This window comes from Geodermatophilus sp. URMC 62, assembly GCF_052931475.1.
This window is the reverse complement of record NZ_JBRFHY010000001.1, coordinates 5,320,321-5,339,279: the sequence shown is the minus strand read 5'-3', so window position 1 is coordinate 5,339,279 and position 18,959 is coordinate 5,320,321. Positions and strand designations below refer to the sequence as shown.

19 protein-coding genes are annotated in these 18,959 nt (G+C 76.2%); 12 read left to right on the top strand and 7 right to left on the bottom strand.

Features of this window, described 5'->3' with window-relative positions:
• Positions 1-7: 7 nt before the first annotated feature.
• Positions 8-1,093, bottom strand: a complete 1,086-nt coding sequence (locus tag ACU616_RS25620) for a diguanylate cyclase (protein ID WP_446761206.1) — start codon at positions 1,091-1,093, stop codon at positions 8-10.
• A 178-nt stretch (positions 1,094-1,271) separates the two neighbouring features.
• Between ACU616_RS25620 and hisH the strand changes: the two genes are divergently transcribed.
• The gene (gene hisH / locus ACU616_RS25615) at positions 1,272-1,910 is read left to right on the top strand and encodes an imidazole glycerol phosphate synthase subunit HisH (protein WP_446761205.1); all 639 of its coding nucleotides are present in this window, start codon (positions 1,272-1,274) and stop codon (positions 1,908-1,910) included.
• Positions 1,911-1,932: 22 nt separating this feature from the next.
• On the opposite strand, the gene ACU616_RS25610 is transcribed toward hisH, so the two are convergent.
• Positions 1,933-2,967, bottom strand: coding sequence for a molybdopterin-dependent oxidoreductase (locus ACU616_RS25610; RefSeq protein ID WP_446761204.1), 1,035 nt, complete (start codon positions 2,965-2,967; stop codon positions 1,933-1,935).
• Positions 2,968-3,030: 63 nt separating this feature from the next.
• On the opposite strand from ACU616_RS25610, the gene ACU616_RS25605 reads away from it, so the two are divergent.
• Both ACU616_RS25605 and ACU616_RS25600 read left to right on the top strand, forming a co-directional pair.
• Positions 3,031-5,337 carry a M20/M25/M40 family metallo-hydrolase gene (locus tag ACU616_RS25605; protein ID WP_446761203.1) on the top strand — a complete coding sequence of 769 codons (2,307 nt, stop codon included), beginning with the start codon at positions 3,031-3,033 and terminating at the stop codon, positions 5,335-5,337.
• Between the two features lie 318 nt (positions 5,338-5,655).
• On the top strand, positions 5,656-6,309 hold the full coding sequence (locus ACU616_RS25600) for a DUF4352 domain-containing protein (protein ID WP_446761202.1): 654 nt from the start codon (positions 5,656-5,658) through the stop codon (positions 6,307-6,309).
• On the opposite strand, the gene ACU616_RS25595 is transcribed toward ACU616_RS25600, so the two are convergent.
• A complete protein-coding gene (locus tag ACU616_RS25595; RefSeq protein ID WP_446761201.1) occupies positions 6,296-6,685 on the bottom strand; it encodes a hypothetical protein in 390 nt (129 codons plus the stop codon). The two genes, ACU616_RS25600 and ACU616_RS25595, sit on opposite strands and share 14 nt — an antisense overlap.
• A gap of 181 nt (positions 6,686-6,866) precedes the next feature.
• On the opposite strand from ACU616_RS25595, the gene ACU616_RS25590 reads away from it, so the two are divergent.
• From ACU616_RS25590 to ACU616_RS25575, 4 genes are all read left to right on the top strand, one after another.
• Positions 6,867-8,384: a DUF222 domain-containing protein gene (locus tag ACU616_RS25590; RefSeq protein ID WP_446761200.1), complete on the top strand. Its 1,518-nt coding sequence runs from the start codon at positions 6,867-6,869 to the stop codon at positions 8,382-8,384.
• A gap of 95 nt (positions 8,385-8,479) precedes the next feature.
• Positions 8,480-8,866: a hypothetical protein gene (locus tag ACU616_RS25585; RefSeq protein WP_446761199.1), complete on the top strand. Its 387-nt coding sequence runs from the start codon at positions 8,480-8,482 to the stop codon at positions 8,864-8,866.
• Positions 8,856-10,370: a sensor histidine kinase gene (locus tag ACU616_RS25580; RefSeq protein ID WP_446761198.1), complete on the top strand. Its 1,515-nt coding sequence runs from the start codon at positions 8,856-8,858 to the stop codon at positions 10,368-10,370. The genes ACU616_RS25585 and ACU616_RS25580 overlap by 11 nt, the downstream gene beginning before the upstream one ends.
• On the top strand, positions 10,367-11,029 hold the full coding sequence (locus ACU616_RS25575) for a response regulator transcription factor (protein ID WP_446761197.1): 663 nt from the start codon (positions 10,367-10,369) through the stop codon (positions 11,027-11,029). The genes ACU616_RS25580 and ACU616_RS25575 overlap by 4 nt, the downstream gene beginning before the upstream one ends.
• A 25-nt stretch (positions 11,030-11,054) precedes the next feature.
• Here the strand turns inward: ACU616_RS25575 and ACU616_RS25570 are convergent, their stop codons facing one another.
• Positions 11,055-11,810, bottom strand: coding sequence for an SDR family NAD(P)-dependent oxidoreductase (locus ACU616_RS25570; protein ID WP_446761196.1), 756 nt, complete (start codon positions 11,808-11,810; stop codon positions 11,055-11,057).
• 10 nt (positions 11,811-11,820) lie between these two features.
• Entirely contained in the window at positions 11,821-12,444 is a 624-nt protein-coding gene (locus tag ACU616_RS25565) for a nitroreductase family protein (RefSeq protein ID WP_446761195.1), read from the bottom strand.
• Between the two features lie 60 nt (positions 12,445-12,504).
• On the opposite strand from ACU616_RS25565, the gene priA reads away from it, so the two are divergent.
• Genes priA through hisF form a run of 3 tightly spaced genes read left to right on the top strand, consistent with a single transcriptional unit; the run spans position 12,505 to position 14,413 of the window.
• On the top strand, positions 12,505-13,239 hold the full coding sequence (priA, locus tag ACU616_RS25560) for a bifunctional 1-(5-phosphoribosyl)-5-((5-phosphoribosylamino)methylideneamino)imidazole-4-carboxamide isomerase/phosphoribosylanthranilate isomerase PriA (RefSeq protein WP_446761194.1): 735 nt from the start codon (positions 12,505-12,507) through the stop codon (positions 13,237-13,239).
• On the top strand, positions 13,236-13,622 hold the full coding sequence (locus tag ACU616_RS25555) for a RidA family protein (protein ID WP_446761193.1): 387 nt from the start codon (positions 13,236-13,238) through the stop codon (positions 13,620-13,622). Before priA ends, ACU616_RS25555 begins: the two co-directional genes overlap by 4 nt.
• On the top strand, positions 13,619-14,413 hold the full coding sequence (hisF, locus tag ACU616_RS25550; protein WP_446761192.1) for an imidazole glycerol phosphate synthase subunit HisF: 795 nt from the start codon (positions 13,619-13,621) through the stop codon (positions 14,411-14,413). Before ACU616_RS25555 ends, hisF begins: the two co-directional genes overlap by 4 nt.
• Positions 14,414-14,423: 10 nt before the next feature.
• Here hisF and ACU616_RS25545 read toward each other — a convergent pair whose 3' ends face one another.
• On the bottom strand, positions 14,424-14,549 hold the full coding sequence (locus ACU616_RS25545) for a hypothetical protein (RefSeq protein ID WP_446761191.1): 126 nt from the start codon (positions 14,547-14,549) through the stop codon (positions 14,424-14,426).
• 21 nt (positions 14,550-14,570) lie between these two features.
• Positions 14,571-15,212: a TIGR03085 family metal-binding protein gene (locus tag ACU616_RS25540; RefSeq protein ID WP_446761190.1), complete on the bottom strand. Its 642-nt coding sequence runs from the start codon at positions 15,210-15,212 to the stop codon at positions 14,571-14,573.
• 132 nt (positions 15,213-15,344) lie between these two features.
• On the opposite strand from ACU616_RS25540, the gene ACU616_RS25535 reads away from it, so the two are divergent.
• Both ACU616_RS25535 and ACU616_RS25530 read left to right on the top strand, forming a co-directional pair.
• Positions 15,345-17,117, top strand: a complete 1,773-nt coding sequence (locus tag ACU616_RS25535; RefSeq protein ID WP_446761189.1) for an ABC transporter ATP-binding protein — start codon at positions 15,345-15,347, stop codon at positions 17,115-17,117.
• Entirely contained in the window at positions 17,114-18,925 is a 1,812-nt protein-coding gene (locus ACU616_RS25530; RefSeq protein ID WP_446761188.1) for an ABC transporter ATP-binding protein, read from the top strand. Before ACU616_RS25535 ends, ACU616_RS25530 begins: the two co-directional genes overlap by 4 nt.
• The last annotated feature ends 34 nt before the right edge of the window (positions 18,926-18,959 follow it).

Below are 18,959 nucleotides of genomic sequence, written 5' to 3'. Positions count from 1 at the left end.
GCGCGGGTCAGGAGGCGGGGACCGGCACCGCGGCGTCCGCGACGACCTCGTCGGTGGTGTCGTCGGCGGTCACCACGCGGTCACGGCCGCCGCGCTTGGCGCGGTAGGCCGCCGCGTCGGCAGCGGCCTGCAGGGCGGTCGCGTCGGGGACGGTGGCCGTGGCCACGCCGACGCTGAGGGTCGCGCCGAGCGCGGCGTCGTCGGCGCGGACCCGCGCACGCAGCCGTTCGGCGATGGCGGCGGCCTCCGGCAGCGCGGTGTCGGGCAGCAGCAGCGCGAACTCGTCGCCGCCGAGGCGGCCGGCGACGTCGCCGGGGCGGGTCAGGTCGGTGAGGGCGGCGCCCACCAGCTGCAGGACGCCGTCGCCGGCGGGGTGGCCGAAGGTGTCGTTGACGGTCTTGAAGGAGTCGACGTCGACGATGAGCAGGCTGACCGGGGAGTCGGCCGCGGCCCGGCGCACGTGGTCGCCGAGCCGCTCGTGGAAGGCGCGGTGGTTGAGCGTGCCGGTGAGCCCGTCGCGGCGGGCCAGCGCGGCGATCTCCTGCGCGTAGGCCGCGGTGCGCTCGTAGGCGCGGACGTGGTTCGCCGAGGCGAAGGCGCAGGTGCCGGTGGCCACGGACAGCGCCAGCACGCCGACGATCAGGTCCGACGGGCGCAGGCTGCCGTCGACCAGCCCCATCGTCAGGTAGCCGGCGACGATGGTCGTCCCCGCCAGCGCCACCCCGATCGGCGGGTAGGCCAGCGCGGCGTGCGCCAGCAGGACGAACAGGAACAGCACGTAGGGGCTCGTCGTCCCCCCGTCCAGCAGGCACAACACGATCACCACCGCGATGCCGGCGGCCTCCCAGGTGTCGTAGAACAGCCGCCCGCGCGGGTGGCGCACCAGTCGCTCGACCGGCAGCAGGAGCAGCAGCGGCGCCGGGACGGCGACCGCCAGGGCGAGGGGCACGATCACGGCGGCGTTGGGCACGCCGACGGTGATCCAGGTGCGCAGGAGCACGATGGCGGGCAACACCACGCACAGAACGACACCGCCGATCGTGTGCCGGCGCCAGAAGGCGACGCGCTCCTCGTCCTGTGCCAGTGGTCGCATGCCCGGGACATCGCCCGGTCGCCGGGGCGCCTTGAGCCGGGCCGTCCGGCTCTCACCCCCGGGGGTGACCGCGTCCCCGGGACGCGCCGGGACGCGACCGGAGGGGGCCGGAAACACCGCCGGAGGGCGGCCGGGAACACCGCCGGGGGAGCCGGCGCTGCTCGGTACCGTGGCAGCCGTGAAGAAGAGGGTGACGGTCCTCGACTACGGGTCGGGGAACCTCCGCTCCGCCGAGCGGGCGCTGGCCCGGGTCGGCGCCGACGTCACCGTGACCGCCGACCGCGACGCCGCGCTGGACGCCGACGGTCTCGTCGTCCCCGGCGTCGGCGCCTTCGCGCACTGCATGCGGGAGCTGCGCGCCGTCGACGGGCCGCGCACTATCGGCCGACGGCTGGCCGGCGGGCGCCCGGTGCTGGGCATCTGCGTGGGCATGCAGGTCCTGTTCGAGCGCGGCGTGGAGCACGGCCACGACGCCGAGGGCTGCGGCGAGTGGCCCGGCACGGTGGAGCAGCTCGAGGCGCCGGTGCTGCCGCACATGGGCTGGAACACCGTCTCGGCACCCGCGGACACGGTGCTGTTCGCCGGGCTGGCCGACGAGCGCTTCTACTTCGTGCACTCCTACGGCGTGCGCGAGTTCACCCTCGGCCAGGACGGCCCGCCCAGCCGCCTGGCGCCGCCGAAGGTGACCTGGGCCGAGCACGGCGACCGGTTCGTGGCCGGGGTGGAGAACGGCGCGTTGTCGGCCACCCAGTTCCACCCGGAGAAGAGCGGCGACGCCGGCGCCCAGCTGCTGACCAACTGGCTCGCCACGCTCTGAGCCACTGCAGGGGGGCTCTGAGCTACTGCAGGGGGACGGGCGGCTGCAGCCACCACGGCCCGTCGACCACCTCCACCCGGCGCACCCACTTCACCCACCAGAAGCCCCGCCGGCCCGGCGCCACCAGCCGCACCGGCGCCCCGTGCCCGGCCGACAGCGGCCGTCCCGCGCAGTGCGTGGCCAGCAGCAGCGACGAGGCGTCGGCCAGGGGCAGCCGCCGCCGGTAGCCGGTGACGCTGACGACGTCGAGGCTGCCGCCCTCGGGCAGCCGCGTCCCGGCCAGCAGGCGGTCCAGCCGCACCCCGCGCCACTCCTGCTCGGCGTACCAGCCGCCGGTGCAGTCCAGAACGGCGGTCACGGTGTCGCCGCGGTCGAGCCCGGCGGCGCGCAGCCGCGTGGTGCGGCCGCCGGCGACCACCTCGAGGACGTCGTCCCCGCCGTCGGGCACCGCGTCGGTGAACCACTGGGTGACCGGCATGGCGGCCGGCTCGCCGCTGCCGCGCTCGTGCGAGCCGGTCCCGCGCCGCCGTCCACCCGGTGCCCCCGTGAGGCGCAGGCCGCCCTCCACCGCGCCCCAGAGCGCGGCCGCGCCCACCGCCAGCCCCCCGGCGCGCAGCAGCGCCCGCCGGGAGACGTCGGTCCGACGGAGCCGCTGCCGGCTGCCGACGGCGTGCACGACCAGCAGCGCGCCGGTGCCGACGCCGGCGGCCACGTGCACCTGCAGCAGGCCGACGCCGCCCACCGTGGCACCCGTCGCGCTGTGCACGACCCCGGTGACCACGGTGAGCGCCAGGAGGGCGGCCAGCGCCCAGGCGGCGACGGGGTCGCGACGGCCGGCCGTGCGCGCCCGCGACCGCCGGACGACGACGGTCTTCCACGGTCCGAGCAGCAGCAGGCCCAGCCCCGCGGCCCCGTGCACGGCGGTGACCAGCCGCGAGGGCAGCGGCGTGCCGACGCCGAAGGCCAGCACCCCGGTGCCGCCGGCGAGCAGCAGGAGGGCGAGCAGGCCGAGGTTGGTCCGGCGCCCGGCGCGGCGGGGGAGCGGAACGGCCGGCATCCCCGGAGTGTCCTCCCGCCGCACCTAGGGTGACCCGGTCCCGGCCCGGTCGAGGAGGACCCGTTGCCCGCATCGCGCCCGCCCGCCCCGGCCCGGGGTCTGCTCGCACCGCTGGCCGCGCTGGTGCTGCTGGCCGGGCTCGCGGTGGGGAGCGTGCTGGCCCTGCAGCCGCCGGCGCCGGCGCCGGCCGACGCCCCGGCGACGTCCTTCAGCGCCGAGCGGGCCTTCGCGCACGTGGAGGACGTCGCCGCGGAGACGCACGTGACCGGCAGCGAGGCGCACGCCCGCGTCGTCGACCGGCTGGTCGCCGGCCTGACCGGCCTGGGGCTCGACACCCGCGTGCAGAACGCCGTCGGCACGTGGCAGTCCTCGCCCGGGGGAGCCGAGATGGCGCGGGTGCGCAACGTCGTCGCCGTCCTGCCGGGTACCGAGTCCACCGGGCGGCTGTTCCTCGTCGCGCACACCGACTCGGTGGAGACCGGCCCGGGCGCCAGCGACGACGCCGCCGGGGTGGCCACCCTGCTGGAGACGGTGCGCGCCCTCCGGGAGGGCGAGCCGCTGCGCAACGAGGTCGTCGTGGTGCTCACCGACGCCGAGGAGGCGTGCCTGTGCGGCGCCGAGGCGTTCGCGGCCAGTCACCCGCTGGCCCCGCAGGGCGGCGTCGTGCTCAACCTGGAGGCCCGCGGCACCGCCGGGCCGCCGATCACGTTCGAGACGTCACGGGGCAACGCCGGCCTGGCCGAGCGGTACGCCGCCGCGGTGCCGCACCCGGTGGCCACCAGCTTCGCCGTCGAGGTCTACCGGGCGCTGCCCAACGACACCGACTTCAGCGTGCTGCTCGCCCGCGGCTTCACCGGCCTCAACACCGCCTTCATCGACGGCAACGCCGCCTACCACACCCCGCAGGACACCCCGTCGCGGCTGGACCGGGGCACCCTGCAGGCGTTGGGGGACAACACGCTGGCCCTGACCCGGGAGCTCGGCGAGGCCGACCTGACCGACCTCGCCCGGCCCGGGGACGCCGACGCCACCTACTTCCCGGTGCTGTCGGGGCTGGCGCGCTACCCCGGGTGGCTGGTGTGGCCGCTGGCCGGTGCGGCGGTGCTCGGCGTCGCCCTGCTGGCGGTCGTGGACCGGCGGCGCGGGTCGCCGCTGTCACGGACCCTGCTCGGGATCCTGGCGGCGGTCGTGCCGCTGGTGCTGGCACCGCTGGCGGTGGTCGGGCTGTGGCGGCTGCTCGTGCTGGTGCGGCCGGGCTACGCGGGGGTGCTCGACCCCTGGCGGCCGGGCTTCCTCCGGCTGGCGGCCGTGGCCGTCGTCCTCGCGGTGGTCCTGGCCTGGCACGCGCTGCTGCGGCGGCGGGTCGGGCCCGCGGGGCTGCGGACGGGAGCGCTCGCGCTGCTGGCGGTGCTCGCCGTCGTCCTGGCGGCGCTGGCGCCGGGTGGGTCCTACCTGGCGGCGCTGCCGGCGCTGGCGGGGGTGCTGGCCGGGCTGCTGCCGGAGCGGCTGCGGCTCGCGGGCGGGCTGGTGGCCGGGGCGGTCGCCGTCGTCGTGCTGGCACCCACCGTGGCGCTGTTCCTCCCGGCGCTCGGGCTGGCCGGCGGTGCCGCGCCGGCGGCGGTGGCGACCCTGCTCGGGCTGGCGCTGCTGCCGGTGGTCGAGGAGCTGTTCACGCCGCCGTCCGTGCCGGGAGGGCGGCGGTCGGTCGCGGTGCCCGCGGTCGCGGGAGCGCTGGCGGTGGCGCTGACCGCCGTGGGGCTCGCCGTCGACCGGTTCGACCAGCAGCACCCGGTGCCCAGCCAGCTGGTCTACGCGCTGGAGGCCGACACCGGCGAGGCGTGGTGGGCGAGCACCGAGGCCGACCCCGGCGAGTACACGGCCCGGTACGTGGACGGCCGCCGGGAGCTGCCGCACGACTACCCGTACCTCGCCGGCCGCCCGGTCGCCGCCGGGCCGGCGGAGGTGGCCGGTCTGCCGGCCTCGACGGTGCAGGTGCTCGACGACCGCACCGCCGAGGGGCGCCGGACGGTGACCGTGCGGGTGACGCCGCAGCGCGACGTGCGGCTGGTCGTGCTCGACCTCCGCACCGACGGCGGGTCGGTGGTGGGTGCGCGGGTCGAGGCGCGGGACGTGCCCGACGACGCCTTCGGGGAGGACCGGCTGTGGCTGACCTTCCACGCGCCGCCGCGCCAGGGCGTCGAGGCGACGTTCACCGTCGAGGGCGGCGGGCCACTGACCCTGCGGGTGGTCGACGGCAGCGACGGGCTGTCCGGGCTGCCGGGCTTCGAGCCGCGGCCGGCGGGCGTCGACGCGGCCGGCACGCACAGCTCCGACCTGGTGGTCGTGGGCGCGACGACGGATCTCGGGTGATGCTCGGCCCGTCCTGCCGATCGGTGCGCTGCCGACTGCTGTTGGTTTCCTCGAGCGGCGTACTCGGGGACGCGCAGGACTTCCGGCCCGGCGGCTGACCCCCTCGGGTCGACCGCTCGACGGGTGGTGATCGTGGCCGCACGCCCTGGCAACACGTGCCATCCCGTACACGGGACGTTGTCGGAAGCGGTTCGTGACCTGAGAGGTCCTGCAATGCACTCTGACGGAACATCCAGTCAGGCCGCGGATGATCTGCTGGGCAGCGGGCTCGCACGATCGAAATCCGCGCCGAGCGAATTCATCGACGGAGGATCCTCCATGTCTCAGCCCACTCTCCCTCCTCCGCCTCCTCAGTTCGCGGACCCCAGGAGTGCGAAGGCCCAGGCCAAGGCCGAGAAGGCATACCGCAAGGCCAGCCGGCCCTTCTACAAGAAGAAGCGCTTCATCCTTCTCGCGGTCATCGCTCTCGTCGTCATCATCGTCATCGCCACCAGTGGCGGCAGTGACAGCGGTTCGTCCTCGTCGTCGTCTGACGGAGGCTCGTCCTCGACCGGAGGTGGCCCGTCGGAGAACGCAGTAGGCCTCAACCAGGCCGTTCAGGACGGCAAGTTCGAGTTCACCGTCACCGGCGTGGACTGCTCCAAGAACACCCTCGGAGCCGACCCCGTGTCCACCCAGGCGGCCGGTGTCTTCTGCCTCGTCGACGTGAGCGTGGCGAACATCGGCAACGAGGCCCAGACCCTCGACTCGACCAGCCAGTACGGCTACGACGCCGCGGGCAAGAAGTACTCCACGGACACCGAGGCCGCGTTCTACCTGCAGAACGCTGGCGACACGCTGTTCGAGCAGTTGAACCCTGGTACGTCCGTGGACGGTGTGCTGGTCTTCGACGTGCCTGCCGGAACGCAGCTGACCACGCTGGAGCTGCACGACTCGATGTTCTCCGGGGGTGTGACGGTCAACCTCGGCTGACAGCTCGAACGACGTACGCAGCCCCCGCCCCGGTCAGCCGGGGCGGGGGCTTCGTCATCCCGATCCGCCTTCTCGCGAGGCCAGCCAGGGACAGGATGGTCTGGTGGGTTCCGAGGAGCCGCCTCGAGGGATTCGAGGAGTGGCGTACCCGAGCCCGCCTGGCGACCCCCTGACCGATGCGGACCAGCACCGCCGGAGCGCACAGCCGCTCGACGTACGGGCGCTCCTGCTCGGCGAGCGACCCGAGCCGGCCGAGCGCGGCCTCGGCAGCCCGCATCAGGCCGGTGTCGGCTGGACCGAGCCGGCGGCCGGCGAGGACGGTCTGGACGCAGTGGGCCACGCCGGCGTCCAGGACGATGAGGTCGAGGCCGTCCACGTCGGCGTCCCGGAGGCGGGCGGGAACGGGTTGCGCCGGTGCTCCTCACACGGCGCGACTGGCGCGACGGTCCGGACGGCGTGGGACGAGCGTGCCAGTCGGCGGTCGCGGATCTGTGGACAGCCTCCTGACCGGGGGATTCGTCGAGCGGCACTCGCGTTGATCGAATACGATCGAACACGTGTACGAATACGCTGCAGTCCACTCCGACGGGACGGTGCGGTCCCTCGGCTGCTGCGCCGACGACGGCACCCCGGTGTCCCGCGAGGAGCTGCCTGCGGCGATCGGGCCGCTGCCGTCCACCGACGAGTTCATGGCGCGGATGTGCCCGCCAGGCAGCGCCGAGCGCGCCGCCTTGCCCGACCACTGGGTGGCCCGGCTCCTCCAGCTCGCAGAGCGCCGGGCCGCGGCACTGGCCGCCGAGCGGGTGGAGCTGGTGAGCCAGTTGGCCGACCAGCGCTCGGCCGACGGCGGCCGCCCGGTACCCGAGGTGATGGACGTCAGCGAGTGGCTGCCCTGCGAGCTCGCGCTGGTCCACCCGTACGGCGAACGACGCGCGAGCCGCGTCATCCGCACGGCGCTGGCCCTGACGTCGCGCTTCCCGGCGACGCTGCGCCTGCTGGCCCGGGGCGACATCGACGAAGCGCGCGCCGAGGCGGTCGTCGACCTGCTCGAGCCGCTCGAGGACGACCTGGCCGCCCGGGTCGAGGCCCAGGTGCTGCTGCGGGCCGGGGAGCAGACGCCGACCGACCTGAGGGCGAGCATCCGCCGCTGCATCGACCGGATGGACCCCGAGTCCCGGGAGCGGCGGCACCGTCAGGCCCGAGCCGATGCGGACGTGCGCTGGTGGGCCACCGAGGACGGGATGGCCCGCCTGGCCACCGATCTCCCGCTCGCAGCCGCGGCCGCCTGCGGGAAGGCCGTCGACGGCCTGGCCCGGCAGCTGCGGGCCGACGGCGACGAGCACCCGATCGGCCAGCTGCGTGCCGAGGTGTTCCAGGACCTGGTGCTGCGCCCGTGGCTCGCGCACCCCGGGATCGCCGTCTCCCTGGTCGTGCACGCGAACCTGTCCACGCTGCAGGGCGGGGACGAGCCGGCCGAGGTCGACGGCCACCCGGTGAGCGCCGCGGAGTGCCGGGAGCTGCTCGCCCAGGTGGGGGCGCTGGAGCTGCACCGGCCCGACGGCGGCACGCTGGCGTTCGCGCTGCACGACCACACCGGCGAGCTGGTGACGGCCGTGACCCCGCGTGCGCTGCACCGCGGAGCCCGAGGGACGGGGCTCCGGCGCCCGCCACCGGCCCGTCGGTACCGGCCCACGCGGAGGCAGCGCCGGGTGACGCACGTCCGCGACCGGCGTTGCCGGCACCCGCACTGCACCCGGCCGGTGGGCCGGGTCGACGCCGACCACGTCGTGCCCTGGCCGCGGGGTCACACCGACTGCGACAACCTCTGCTGCCTGTGCCGCAGGCACCACCGGCTCAAGACCCACGCCCGCGGCTGGCGCTTCCGGCTGCTGCCCGGTGGACGGCTCGAGGTGACCACGCCCTCCGGGATCACCCGGGTCACCGACCCGCCACGGGTGCTGCCCGACACCCCAGCGACCGCGACGGCGCCGCGCCCCGGCGGCGGACCGTCCCCCGGGGGCGATCCGCCGCCGGGGGACGACGCGCTGCCGGACGTCACCTGCTGCCCCTTCTGAGCAGTGCGGTGCCGGAAGCGGGGTGGCCGCGTCCGTGAGAGCCCTCTCATGCGGATCTCACGGGTCCGTCACCGGCGCGGCCGAGGCTCGGCGGCGTGCGCTCCCGTCCGCTGCTCGCCGTGCTCGCCGGACTGGCCGCCGTGCTGCTCGCCGGCGCGACGACCTGGGCGCTGCTGGGCGGCTCCGGCAGCGGCGGTGCGGGGCGGGCGCCGGTCCCGCCGCCGATCGACGTCCCGTCCCACGACGCGCCCGCCGACACCCCGGCCGACGGTCCCGCCGCTCCTCCGGCCGACACCGGTGCGCCCGCGCCCGCGCCCGCGCCGCAGCCCACCGACGTCGTCCCCCCACCGCCGCTGCCGGGCGACGACGACAGCGACGACGACAGCGATGACGACAGCGACGACGATGGTGACCACGATGGCGGCGATGACGACGGGCCCGCGAACACCGCCGCCGACGGCGTCGGCGGCGGTGCCGACTGAGCAGCCGCCGCCGGCCGGACGGCGCGGCCGCGCCCGGCGACGGCTCGCGCCTCGCGCCGCCCGCACGCGGATCATCGGCTGGGTCCTGCTCCTCGTCCTGCTCGCGCTCGCGATCGTCACGCTGGTCACCTGGCGGCTGCTCGTGCGTGCCACGGACGAGCGCATGGACGTCGCGCTGCAGGCCGAGGTCGGCGAGTTCCGGCGGATCATCGAGGGCGACGTCGACCCCCGCACCGGGCAGCCGTTCGCCGGCGTCGCCGACGTCCTGCAGACGATGATCACCTACAACCTCGCCCGGCCGAACGAGGAGTTCCTCGGCTACGTCGACGGGGAGTACCGCTTCCAGAGCCGCATCGAGGCGCCCGTGCTGCTCAGCGAGGACGCCGCGTTCACCGCACTCGTCGGCTCGGTCGAGGACACCACGTGGGGCCGCTACGCCAGCGCGGCGGGGGAGGTGCGCTACCTCGCCGTGCCGGTGACGCTGGACGGCGATCCCTCCCGCGGGGTGGCCGTGGTCGCCTACTTCGCCGACCAGGAGCGCCAGGCCGCCGACGACACCGCGACGCTCATGCTCGGCGTCGGCGCGGTGACCCTGCTGCTGGCCGCGGCCGGCGCGTGGGTGGTCGCCGGGCGGGTCCTGGCGCCGGTCCGGGCCGTCGCCGCCACCGCCCAGGGCATCACCGAGACCGACCTGTCAGGGCGCATCCCGGTGGCCGACCGGCCGCACGACGAGCTCACCGACCTGGCCGCCGCGGTCAACGCGATGCTCGACCGGGTCGAGGGCGGGGTGGCCGCCCAGCGGCGGTTCCTCGACGACGCCGGACACGAGCTGCGCACGCCGATCACCATCGTCCGCGGGCACCTGGAGGTGCTCGACCCGGCCGACCCGGACGACGTCCGGCAGACCGTCGCCCTCGTCGACGACGAGCTCGAGCGGATGAACCGCATGGTCTCCGAGCTCCTGCTGCTGGCCCGCGCCGAGCAGCCGCAGTTCGTCCGCCCGCAGCCGGTCGACGTCGCCGAGCTGACCGCCGAGGTCTTCGGCAAGGTGCGCCGGCTCGGCGACCGCGACTGGCGGCTGGACGACGTCGCCCGGGCCGACCTCCTGCTCGACCCGCAGCGCCTCACCCAGGCCGTGGTCGCGCTGGCCGACAACGCCGTCCGCCACACCGGGCCCGGCGGCCGCGTCGTCCTCGGCAGCCGGCTGACCGGCGGGCAGCTGCTCGTCCGGGTCCAGGACGACGGCCCGGGCATCCCCGAGTCCGACCAGACCCGCGTGTTCGAGCGCTTCGCCCGCGGCAGCTCCGGCGCCCGGCGCGGGGACGGCGCCGGGCTGGGCCTGTCCATCGTGCAGGCCATCGCCGCCGCGCACGGTGGCCGCGTCGAGCTGCGCAGCCGCCCCGGCGAGGGCGCGACGTTCACCCTCGTCCTGCCCGCCCGCCCGGCGCCGCCCCCCGCCCGGGACGCGACCGAGGTGGCGGCGACCGAGGGAGGAGCCCGGTGAGCCGGGTGCTGATCGCCGAGGACGAGCCGCGCATCGCCGCGTTCCTCGAGAAGGGGCTGCGGGCGCACGGCTTCACCACCGCCGTGGTCGGCGACGGGCTCACCGCTCTCGACCGCGCCCGCAGCGGCGAGTTCGACCTGGTCCTCCTCGACCTCGGGCTGCCCCGCCTCGACGGCTTCGCCGTCCTCCGCACCCTGCGTGCCGAGCGCTGCGACGTGCCGGTCATCGTGCTGACCGCCCGCGACGGCGTCCAGGACACCGTGGCCGGCCTCGAGGGCGGCGCGGACGACTACGTGCCCAAGCCCTTCCGCTTCGAGGAGCTGCTCGCGCGGGTGCGGCTGCGGCTGGCCGGTGCCCGCCAGACCGAGGTCACCGTGCTCACCGTCGGCGACCTCTCCCTGGACCTGCGCACCCGCCGGGCCAGCGTCCGCGGCCGCACCGTCGACCTCTCGGCCCGCGAGTTCGCCCTCGCCGAGACCTTCCTGCGCCACCCCGGGCAGGTGCTGGCCCGCGAGCAGCTGCTCAGCCGCGTCTGGGGCTACGACTTCGACCCGGGCTCCAACGTCGTCGACGTCTACGTCCGGTACCTGCGCAGGAAGCTCGGCGCCGACCGCATCGAGACGGTGCGCGGCATGGGCTACCGGCTGCCCGCCGGCTGAGCGACTCCGGGCCGTCCGGCGCGGCTCAGCTGCGCAGGTAGGAGGCCCCGTTCACGTCCACGATCGTCCCCGTGCTGAACCGCGCCTCCGGCGATGCCAGCCACACCACCGCCGAGGCCACCTCCTCCGGCCGGGCGACCCGACCCAGCGGCGACTGCGCGCGCACGGCGTCCCCACCGGGACCGTCGAGCGTCTCCCGCGCCATCTCGGTCTGCACGAAGCCCGGCGCCACGCAGGTCACCGAGATCCCCAGCGGCGCCAGCGCGAGCGCCATCGACTGGGCGAAGGCGTTCATCCCCGCCTTGGACGCGCCGTAGGCGGGGTTCTGCGGCTCCCCGCGGAAGGCCCCGCGGCTGGACACGTTCACCACCGCACCCCCGCCGGCGGCCCGCAGGTGCGGAACCGCGCGGAAGGTGGCGTTCGCTGCCCCGACCAGGTTCACCGCGAGCGTCCGCGCCCAGACCTCCTGCCACTCCGCGTAGGAGGCGGTCAGCGGGGGCGAGGCCACGAAGACGCCGGCGTTGTTGACCAGCACGTCCAGCCCGCCGAGGGCGTCGGCGGCGGAGTCGACCATCGCGCCGACCGAGTCGGCGTCGGCCACGTCGGCCTGCACCAGCACGTGGCCGGACCCGGGCAGCTCGGCGAGGACGGCCTCGGCGCGCTCCCGGGAGGCGCCCCAGTGCACGGCCACCCGGTCCCCGCGCTCGGCGAAGGCCCGGGCGATCGCGCGGCCGATGCCGCGGGAGCCGCCGGTGACGAGGACGGCGCGCGAGGAGGTCACGGGCGGGCAGTCAACCAGGCGCTCCCCAGCGTCCGCGGTGGACGACCTCGTCAAGCCCGCGCCGGCCGCGGCGCAGGGACGGCGAGCGCCGGTCGCCCCCACCCGGGTAGCCGACGGACACGACGCCGACCGGCCGGTGCGACGGCGGGACGCCGAAGGCCGCCCGGAAGGCGTCCAGGCGCTCGGCCGGGATGCCGAACAGGCAGGCGCCCAGGCCCTCGTCGACGGCGGTCAGCAGGATCATGAGTGCCGCCATGCCGGCGTCGACGTCCCAGTACGGGACCGGCCAGCGGGCGGCGACGCTGGCGGGGTCGCGGTCGGTCCAGCCCTTGTCCGGTTCGGCGTAGCGGTCGAGGTAGGCGTCCTTGGACGACAGCGGCACCACCAGCAACGGGGCCCGGCGCATCCGGGTCAGCCACCCGTCCGGGGCACCGTCGCCGGCGGTCGCCGACCAGAACAGCTCCCGCTCCTCGGCCGACTCCAGCACCAGGAACGCCCAGCCCTGGGTGAAGCCGGCCGACGGCGCCCGCGTGGCGTGGTCGAGCAGCCGCTCCACCACCTCGGGCGGCACCGGCCGGTCCGGGTCGTAGTCGCGCACCATGCGGCGCCTGCGGACGACGTCGGCGAACTCCACGGACCGCAGCCTGCCCCGGGTGGGGCACGACACAGCGACCCGGTCCCTAGGCTGGTCGCCGTGCCGACCCTGCAGCTGCTCCCCGCCGTCGACGTCGCCGACGGCCAGGCCGTCCGACTCGTCCAGGGGGAGGCCGGCAGTGAGACCTCCTACGGCGACCCGCTCGACGCGGCCCTGCAGTGGCAGCGCGACGGCGCCGAGTGGGTGCACCTGGTCGACCTCGACGCCGCCTTCGGCCGCGGCAGCAACCGCGAGCTGCTGGCCCGCGTCGTCGGCGAGCTCGACGTCGACGTCGAGCTCTCCGGCGGCATCCGCGACGACGAGACCCTCACCGCGGCCCTGGCCACCGGCTGCCGGCGGGTCAACCTCGGCACCGCGGCACTGGAGTCGCCCGAGTGGTGCGCCCGCGCGATCGCCGAGCACGGCGACCGGATCGCCGTCGGCCTCGACGTCCGCGGCACCCGGCTGGCCGCCCGCGGCTGGACCCGCGAGGGCGGCGAGCTCTACGAGACCCTCGCCCGCCTCGACGCCGAGGGCTGCGCCCGCTACGTGGTCACCGACATCACCAAGGACGGCACCCTGCGCGGGCCCAACCTCGAGCTGCTGCGCGAGGTCTGCGCCGCCACCCCGCGCCCGGTGGTCGCCTCCGGCGGCGTGAGCTCGCTCGACGACGTCCGCGCGCTGGCCGGGCTGACCACGGTCGGCGTCGAGGGCGCCATCGTCGGCAAGGCCCTCTACGCCGGCGCCTTCACCCTGCCCGAGGCGCTGGCGGTCACCCGCGAGGCGTCGTCGTGACCGTGCGGCGGATCGGCTCCGGCGGGCCGTGGGAGGACGTCGTCGGCTACAGCCGGGTCGTCGCCGCGGGGGACTCCGCGTGGGTCAGCGGCTGCACCGCCACCGTCGACGGCGAGGTCGTGCACCCCGGCGACGCCGGCGCGCAGGCCCGCGTCGCCTTCGGCGTGCTGGTCGAGGCGCTCGACTCGGCCGGGTTCACCCCCGCCGACGTCGTCCGCACCCGCATGTACGTCACCGACACCTCCCGCTGGGAGGAGGTGGGCCGCGTGCACGGCGAGGTGTTCGGCGCCGTCCGGCCGGCCACCGCCATGATCGGCGTCGCCTCGCTGCTGCACCCCGACATGCTGGTCGAGGTCGAGGCCGACGCGGTGCGGGTCCGATGAGCCTGGCCGTCCGCGTCATCCCGTGCCTGGACGTCGACGCCGGCCGGGTGGTCAAGGGCGTCAACTTCGTCGGCCTGCGCGACGCCGGCGACCCGGTGGAGATGGCCCGCGTCTACGACGCCGAGGGCGCCGACGAGCTCACCTTCCTCGACATCACCGCCAGCTCCGGTGACCGCGAGACGACCTACGACGTCGTCCGCCGCACCGCCGAGAGCGTGTTCATCCCGCTCACCGTCGGCGGCGGCGTGCGCAGCCCCGACGACGTCGACCGGCTGCTGCGGGCCGGCGCGGACAAGGTCGCGGTGAACACCGCCGCCGTCGCCCGGCCGGAGCTGATCAGCGAGATCGCCGACCGCTTCGGCAACCAGGTGCTCGTGCTCTCCCTCGACGCCCGCCGCGTGCGCGACGGCGCGACCACCGACTCCGGCTTCGAGATCACCACCCACGGCGGGCGCCGGGGCACCGGGCGCGACGCCGTCGAGTGGGTGGTGCAGGCCGCCGCGCTCGGCGTGGGCGAGGTGCTGCTCAACTCCATGGACGCCGACGGCACCCGCGCCGGCTTCGACACCGAGCTCATCCGCGCCGTCCGCCGGGAGGTGGGCGTGCCGGTGATCGCCAGCGGGGGAGCGGGGGCCGTCGAGCACTTCCCGCCCGCGGTCGAGGCCGGCGCCGACGCGGTGCTCGCCGCCAGCGTCTTCCACTTCGGCGCGCTGCGCATCGGCGAGGTGAAGGCCGCGCTCGCCGCCGCCGGCGTCCCCGTCCGGCACGAGCGGGACACCCCGTTGCGCTGAGCGGAGCCCCTCAGGTGGTGCCGCGGCCAGGGCGCGCCGCGTGGCGTGTCGCTGCCCGGGCGAGCGCGACCACGGCGCCGACGATCGTGGCCACCGCCGCGAGGTCGACCGGCAGCTGCCCCAGCGGGTGGGCCACGGCGCGGCCCCGGTCCCCACATCAGGTGGCCGGCGCGCCGCCCCGCACGACCACCCGGGCGACGTCGCGGCGGCCGCTGGCCCAGAGCAGCACCTCCAGCGGCTCACCCTCGACCGTGGTGGGGGAGGACCCCGCGCGGATCCGCCTCGGCGGCCCCGGGACGTCGCTGCGCTGCAGCACCAGCCCGCCGGGGAACCCCGACGCGGCGCGGCGCGCGAAGAACGACGCGGCACCCCACAGCTGGTCGGCGTCGGCCAGGGTCAGGTGCCGCGGCTCCCAGCCGGGCTGCGCCCGGCGGGCGTCCTCGTGGTGGACGGCGAACTCGACCCCGTTGACGAGGTCGCCGAGCCCCGGCCACCCCATCGGCAGCCACCGGGGCGGCCCCTGCCGCACCCGCGCCACGAGCTCGGGGTACGGCGTCGAGGTGCGCAGCCGGTCCTCGACGCGGGCGGAGTGCGCGTGCAGCGGCTGCCCGACCGGCGTCGTCTCCAGGACGTAGCCAGGTCCCGCGTCCGGCCGCCGGTCGCGCGTGACCAGGTGGGCGGCCAGGTGCGCCGTCGTCCAGCCCTCGCAGCAGGTGGGCGCGTCCGGGCCGAGCTCGTCGAGCAGGTCGGCGAGGGCCGCCCGCTCGCGCGCGGCGAGGGGGCGGGAAGAAGGAGTCACCCCCGCGGGTTACCGACGGAGCCCCGCCCGGAAACCGTCGCGGACCAGAACCCACGCGCCCCCCGGCCGCCAGGTGGTTAGCCTGACCGACGAGCGGTGCACCGCCGTCGCCGCACCACCCCGAGGAGATCCGTGCCCCGCCGAGACGCCGTGGTCCGGCGCGGACTGCGCCACGTCGGCCTCTCCGTCCGCGAGCAGCCGGGCATGTTCACCCTCGCGGTGCTCGCCAGCAGCCTCTACGGCGCGATGACCGTGGCCAGCGCCTACGTGATCGGCGGGATCACCGACCGGGTGGTGCTGCCGGCCTTCGCCGACGGCGACACGACGGCGGGGGCGCTCACCCTGGCCGTCGCCGTCGTCCTCGGGGTCGCCGTCCTGAAGATCCTCGGCATCCTCGGCCGGCGGCTGTTCGCCGGGATCATGGCCTACCGGCTGCAGGCCGACTACCGGCGCCGGGTCACCGGCCAGTACCTGCGGCTGCCGCTGTCCTGGCACCAGCGCCACCCCACCGGTCAGCTGCTGAGCAACGCCAACTCCGACGTCGAGGCCGCCTGGTTCTTCGTCTCGCCGCTGCCCTTCGCCTGCGGCGCCCTGGTCATGATCGCGATCACCGTCGTCGCGCTGCTGGTCACCGACCCGCTGCTCGCGGTCGTCGGCCTGGTCGTGTTCCCGCTGGTCTTCACCGTCAACGTCGTCTACTCCCAGGTGATGAGCCCGCGGATGCAGCGGGCCCAGCAGCTGCGCGCCGAGGTCAGCGAGATCGCCCACGAGAGCTTCGACGCCGGCCTGGTGGTCAAGACCTTGGGCCGGGAGGACGTCGAGAGCGCCCGCTTCACCGAGCGGGCGCAGGAGCTGCGGGACGGCCTGGTCGCCGTCGGCCGGGTGCGCGGCCTGTTCGACCCGATGATGGAGGCGCTGCCCAACCTGGGCACGCTCGCGGTGCTGCTGGTCGGCGCCGGCCGGGTGGCCTCGGGCGGCACCGACCCCGGCGCCCTGGTCAGCACCGCCTACCTCTTCACCCTGCTCGCGCTGCCCATCCGCGCGATCGGCTGGGTGCTCGCCGACCTCCCGCGCGCGCTGGCCGGCTTCGACCGGGTCACCCCGGTCCTCGACGCCACCGGGGAGACGCCGCACGGCCCGGAGACGGCGGCCGGCAGCACCGGCGGGGCCGGACTGGGCCTGCGCGCGGTCGACCACGTCTTCGACGGCTCGACCCGGGCGACGCTGTCCGGGGTCACCTTCGACGTCGCCGCCGGCAGCACGGTCGCCGTCGTCGGGCCGACCGGCTCGGGCAAGTCCACGCTGGCCGGGCTGCTGGTGCGGCTGGTCGACCCCGCGAGCGGCGAGGTGCTGCTCGACGGGGTCGACGTGCGCCGGCTGCGCGAGGGCGAGGTCAGCGCTCAGGCCGCCTTCGTCCCCCAGGGCACGTTCCTCTTCGACGACACCGTCCGCGGCAACGTGACCCTCGGCGGCGACTTCCCCGACGAGGAGGTCCGCGCCGCGCTGCGGGTCGCCGCCGCCGAGGACTTCGTCGACCGCCTGCCCGAGGGCCTCGACACCCGCGTCGGGGAGCGCGGCGCCACCCTGTCGGGCGGGCAGCGGCAGCGCGTCGCCCTGGCCCGCGCCGTCGTCCGCCGGCCCCGGCTGCTGGTCCTCGACGACGCCACCAGCGCCGTCGACCCCGCCGTCGAGGCGCGCATCCTCGACGCGCTGCGCTCGGCGGAGCGGCCCTCCACCGTGGTCGTCGTCGCCTACCGGCAGGCCACCATCGCGCTGGCCGACGAGGTGGTCTGGCTCGAGGACGGCCGGGTCACCGCCCGCGGCAGCCACGACGAGCTGCTCGCCACCGTCCCCGGCTACGCCGCGCTGGTGCGCGCCTACTCCGAGGCGGAGGTGGCGGCGTGAGCGGGCAGCCCCGCGAGGGCGCCGTCGCCACCCTGCGCCGCGGCCTGCACGCCATGCCCGAGTTCCGCCGCGGGCTGCCGGCCACCTTCGCCCTCGCCCTGGTGGCCACGGCCGGCCGCGTGGTCGTGCCGATCGCCGTCCAGCAGGTCATCGACCGCGGCCTGCTCGGCCCCGGCGGTCCCGACCTGGGCCTGGTGCGCACGCTCGTGCTCGTCTGCGCCGCGGTCGTGCTGCTCACCGGCGTCGCGGTGTACCGGATGAACGTCCGGCTCTTCCGCACCACCGAGACGGCGCTGGCCGGGCTGCGCTCGCGCGCCTTCCGGCACGTGCACGACCTGTCGGTGCTGCACCAGCAGGGCCAGCGCCGCGGCTCGCTGGTCTCCCGGGTCACCAGCGACGTCGACCAGCTGTCGACCTTCATGCAGTGGGGCGGCGTCCTGGGCGTCGTCAGCCTGGGCCAGCTGGTCGTGGCCACCGTGGTCATGTTCGTCTACTCCTGGCAGCTGACCCTGCTCGTGCTCGCCTGCTTCGTGCCGCTCGCGGTGGCGGTGCGCTTCTTCGCCCGCCGGCTGGCCGTCGTCTACGGCGTGGTCCGCGAGCGGGTCGGCGACGTGCTGGCCGCGGTCTCGGAGTCCGTCGTCGGCGCGCCGACGGTGCGGGCCTACGGCATCCGCGAGCGGACGGCGGCCCGCCTCGACCGCGCCATCGACCGGCACTACCGCGCCCAGGTCGACGCGCAGAAGGTCACCGCCGCGGTGTTCGTCAGCGGCGAGTTCGTGGCCGCGGTGGCCAACGCCGCCGTCGTCGTGGTCGGCGTCCTGCTGGGGCTGGCCGGCCACGTCACCGCCGGCACGCTGGTGGCCTTCCTCTTCCTCGTCACGCTGTTCGTCGCGCCGGTGCAGACCGCCAGCGAGGTGCTCAACGAGGCGCAGAACGCCCTCGCCGGGTTCCGCCGGGTGCTCGACGTCCTCGACACCGAGCCCGACGTCCGCGACCCCGCGGCCACCGGCGCCGCCCGCGACCTGCCGCCCGGGCCGCTCGGCGTGCGGCTCGAGCACGTCGGCTTCCGCTACGCGCCCGGCGCCCGCCCGGCCCTGGAGGACGTCGACCTGACCCTGGCGCCGCGCCGCCGCGTGGCCGTCGTCGGCGAGACCGGGTCGGGCAAGACGACGTTCGCCAAGCTGGTCACCCGGCTGATGGACCCCACCGAGGGACGCGTGCTGCTCGGCTCGGACGCCACCGGCTGGGTGCCGCTGACCGAGGTCGCGTTCTCCTCGCTGCGCCGCCGGGTCGGGATGGTGCCGCAGGACGGCTTCCTGTTCGACGCCACCGTCGCCGACAACGTCCGCTACGGCCGGCCCGACCTGACCGACGAGCAGGTCGCCGCGGCGTTCGAGGAGCTGGGCCTGGGCGACTGGGTGCGCGGCCTGGCCGACGGCGTCGCCACCTCGGTCGGCCAGCGCGGCGAGTCGATGTCGGCCGGCGAGCGGCAGCTGGTCGCCATCGCCCGCGCGCACGTCGCCGCCCCCGACCTGCTGGTGCTCGACGAGGCCACCAGCGCCGTCGACCCGGCCACCGAGCGGCGGCTCACCCACGCCCTCGAGCGGCTCACCGAGGGCCGGACGACGCTGACCATCGCGCACCGGCTCTCGACCGCCGAGCGCGCCGACGAGGTGCTCGTCGTCGACGCCGGCCGCGTGGTGCAGCGCGGCACGCACGCCGAGCTGGTCGACGTCGTCGGCCCCTACGCCCGTCTGCACGCGTCCTGGCGGCGCTCCTCGGCCGGGGAGCCCGAGCGGGTCGCCTGAGGCGCCGGGACGGCCCTCCTGCCGGGGCCCGTGG

Excerpts from the sequence above, each read along its gene's own strand:
- ACU616_RS25620 (WP_446761206.1), bottom strand. The coding sequence starts at position 1,093 with ATGCGACCACTGGCACAGGACGAGGAGCGCGTCGCCTTCTGGCGCCGG.
- ACU616_RS25610 (WP_446761204.1), bottom strand. The coding sequence starts at position 2,967 with ATGCCGGCCGTTCCGCTCCCCCGCCGCGCCGGGCGCCGGACCAACCTC.
- ACU616_RS25600 (WP_446761202.1), top strand. The coding sequence starts at position 5,656 with ATGTCTCAGCCCACTCTCCCTCCTCCGCCTCCTCAGTTCGCGGACCCC.
- hisF (WP_446761192.1), top strand. The coding sequence starts at position 13,619 with ATGAGCCTGGCCGTCCGCGTCATCCCGTGCCTGGACGTCGACGCCGGC.